Annotated in this window: 1 protein-coding gene; it reads right to left on the bottom strand. The window is 71.9% G+C overall.

Annotation, left to right across the window (positions count from 1 at the left end; genetic code table 11):
- The coding region (locus BAW75_RS06935) for a type I polyketide synthase (RefSeq protein ID WP_167435527.1) at window positions 1–3,877 on the bottom strand (3,877 nt) is incomplete at its 3' end.
- Window positions 3,878–3,947: the final 70 nt, after the last annotated feature.

The following is a 3,947-nucleotide window of genomic DNA, read 5'->3' as shown; positions in this document are numbered from 1 at the left end:
ACAACAACACCCCACACAACCAACCCCACACACCACCACCCAACACACCCGGCAAATCCACCAAACCACCCCACCGCAACGGCACCTCCAAACCCACCACCCGACCCAAACCCCACACCGCAGAACCCGCGACATCCGCCAGCTCGTCCGAGTCGCCGACCGACACCGCCCCCCGCGTCAGCCACCACAACCGGCCCGACCCACCGACGTCGGTCAGCGCCTGCACCACAGCCAGCGCCGTCGACACCTCGGCGGCGGCCGGAACCGGGGACGCCTCCCGCGGCTCGGCCAGCGACAGCAGGGACACCACGTGGGCGTCCCGGGCGTCGGAGCTCATCGCCTCCAGCAGCAGCCGCGCCACCCGGTCGCGGTCGGCGCCGGCCGGGATCAGCACCGGGACCGCCCGGTCGGCCCGGGCAGCCAGCGCCGCGGCCACCGGGTGGTCCTCCTGCCCGGGCGCCATCAGCAGCAGCCAGGTTCCCGCCAACGTCGCGGAGTCCGGCACGGCGGCCGTACGCCACGTCGCCCGGTACCGCCAGGAGTCGACGACCGCCCGCTGCTGCGTCGCCCGCCGCCACCGGGCGAGCTTGGGCAGCAGCGCCGTGGACGGCTCGTCCGCGCCCACGGCGAGATCCTCGCCCAGCACGCCGAGGTCCCCGGACTCGACCGCCGCCCAGAACTGCTCGTCGGACGGGGCGTCGGCCCGCTCCGGAGCCGAGCCGGGCTGGGGGTCCTCCAGCCAGTAGCGCTGCCTGTCGAAGGCGTAGGTGGGCAGTTCCACCGCGCGCGGCCGGGTGCCGGTCTGGCCGAGGTACGCCGCCCAGTCGACGGCCACGCCGGCGGCCCAGAGCTGCCCGGCGGTGCTGGTGAGGGTGGTGACGTCGGGCTGGCTGCGGCGCAGCGTGGCGACGTACCGCACGTCGTCGGCGGTGTCCGCCTCGGCGGCCATGGCGGTGAGGACCGCGTCCGGGCCGATCTCCAGGAAGGTGTCCACCCCCTGTGCCCGCAACGCCGCCACCCCGTCGGCGAAGCGCACCGGCTGCCGCACGTGCCGCACCCAGTAGCCGGGCTCGGTGATCTCTGCGGCGTCCGCGACCGCGCCGGTCACGTTCGACACGATCGGGATCCGCGGCGGTTGCCAGTCGAGCCCCGCCACCACCGACGCGAACTCGTCCAGCATCGGATCCATCAACCGCGAATGGAAGGCGTGACTGACCGCCAGTTCCTTGACCCGCCAACCCCGCTCACGGCAGGCCGCCACCACCGAAGCCACCTCACCGGCGGCACCCGACACCACCACCGACGCCGGACCGTTCACCGCCGCCACATCCACACCCGCACCCGACGACGCGATCAGCTCGGCGACAGCCTCCTCCGACGCACCCACCGCCGCCATCACCCCACCCGACGGCAGAGCCTGCATCAACCGACCCCGCGCCGCCACCAACGTGCACGCGTCCCTCAGGGACAACATCCCCGACACGTACGCGGCCGTCACCTCACCGATCGAATGACCCGCCAGGAAATCAGCCCGCACACCCCACGACGCGAGCAACTCCCACAACGCCACCTCGACCGCGAACAACCCCGCCTGCGCGAACACGGTCTGATCCACCAGAGCCGCAGCCTCCGAACCCGGCTCCGCGAACACCACCTCGCGCAACGCACGCGGCAGACGCGGATCAATCTCCGCGCACACTTCGTCGAACGACGCCGCGAACACCGGGAACGCCTCGTACAACTCCCGGCCCATACCCACACGCTGCGAACCCTGACCGGTGAACAACACCGCCCGACGACCCGCCGACACCACACCCGCAGACCGGCCCTCGGCAACAGCCGACAGCCCGGCCACCAGCTCGTCCACGTCCGAGCCCCACACCACCGCGCGATGCTCCAACGCAGCCCGAGTCGTCGCCAACGACCACGACACATCAGCCACCGACAGGTCAGACCGACCCCGCACGAACGACGCCAACCGCCCGGCCTGACCCGACAGACCCCGCTCCGAACGACCCGACAGCACCCACGGCACCGGCACCCCGACGGGCACGGCAGACGCCGCGGCGTGCTCCGGCTCCGCCTGTTCGATGATCACGTGCGCGTTCGTGCCGGAGATCCCGAACGACGACACGGCAGCCCTGCGTGCGCGGCCCGCACCCGGCCACTCACGCGAGGCCGTCACCAACTCGACCGCACCCGACGACCAGTCCACATGCGACGAGGGCACATCCACGTGCAGCGTCGCCGGCACGGTCCCGTACCGCATCGCCAAGACCATCTTGATGATCCCCGCCACCCCCGCAGCCGCCTGCGTGTGACCGATGTTCGACTTCACCGACCCCAACAACAACGGCACATCCCGACCCTGCCCATACGTCGCCAACAACGCCTGCGCCTCGATCGGATCACCCAACGACGTACCCGTACCATGCGCCTCCACCACATCCACATCAGCCGCCGACAAACCCGCACTCGCCAGCGCCTGCCGGATCACCCGCTGCTGCGACGGACCATTCGGCGCCGTCAAACCATTCGACGCACCATCCTGGTTCACCGCCGAACCCCGCACCACCGCCAGAACCCGACGCCCGTCACGCCGCGCATCCGACAACCGCTGCACCACCAGCACACCGACACCCTCGGACCAACCCGTGCCGTCCGCGGCGTCCGAGAACGACTTGCAGCGGCCGTCGGCGGACAGGCCGCCCTGGATCGAGAACTCGGCGAACGTGCCCGGTGAAGCCATCACGGTGACGCCGCCGGCCAGGGCGAGGTCGCACTCGCCGGACCGCAGCGCCTGCGCCGCCAGATGCAACGCCACAAGCGACGACGAACACGCCGTGTCCACAGTCACCGCCGGCCCCTCGAAACCGAACGAGTACGCCACCCGGCCCGACAACACGCTTGTCGCGTTGCCGGTGAGCAGGTGGCCGCCGACCTCCTGGGCCCGACCGACCGACCCGCTGGCGTACCCCTGGAAGCTGGCCCCGGCGAAGACGCCGACCGCGCCGCCCCGCAGGGTGGTCGGGTCGATGCCCGCCGACTCGACTGCCTCCCACGAGGTCTCCAGCAGCAGCCGCTGCTGCGGGTCCATGGCGAGCGCCTCCCGCGGCGAGATGCCGAAGAACTCGGCGTCGAACTCGCCGGCGTCGTAGACGAAGCCGCCCCTGCGGGCAAAGGACGTGTCGGACAGGCCGCTGCTGAGGAAGCTGTCCCAGCCCCGGTCGAGGGGGAACTCGGAGATGCCGTCGCGTCCGGTGGCGAGCAGTTGCCACAGTTCTTCCGGGGACGCGACGCCACCCGGGAGGCGGCAGCCCATGCCGACGATCACGATCGGGTCGTCGTCGACGGTGGCGACCCTGCGGTCGGCCGGCGCGTCGCCCGATGCTCCGAGCACGGTCTCCCGGATGAAGGCGACCAGGGCGGCCGGCGTCGGGTGGTCGAAGACGAGGGTGGAGGGCAACGCGAGGCCGGTTTCGGCGGTCAGCCGGTTGCGTAGCTCGACTGCGGTGAGCGAGTCGAAGCCGAGGCGCTGGAACGCCCGGTCCGGCCGCACCGCCTCCACGGTGGCGTGGCCGAGCACCGTGGCGACCTGGGAGCGTACGAGGTCCAGGAGGGACGCCTCGACCTCCGGCGGCGTCAGGGCCGCGAGCCGCTCGCGCAGTGCGGAGGCCCGGTCGGTGGGGCCGGTCTCGGCTCGGGACGCCGCCTCGATCGCCGCCTGTGCTTCGGGGATGTCGGTGAACAACCGGGACGGACGCAACGCCGTGAACGACGGCACAAACCGATCCCACCGCACATCCGCCACCACCACCTGCCCCTCACCACCATCCAACGCCCGCTGCAACGCCGCCACCGCCAACTCCGGAGCCATCCCCGGCAAACCACGCCGACTCAACTGCTCCCCCGCCACCCCCACCGCCATACCCGCCTCAGCCCACGGC

The organism is Micromonospora chalcea, from assembly GCF_002926165.1.
Classification (GTDB): domain Bacteria; phylum Actinomycetota; class Actinomycetes; order Mycobacteriales; family Micromonosporaceae; genus Micromonospora; species Micromonospora chalcea.
The sequence above is the reverse complement of the archived record's forward strand: the minus strand, read 5'-3'. Positions and strand labels throughout refer to the sequence as shown.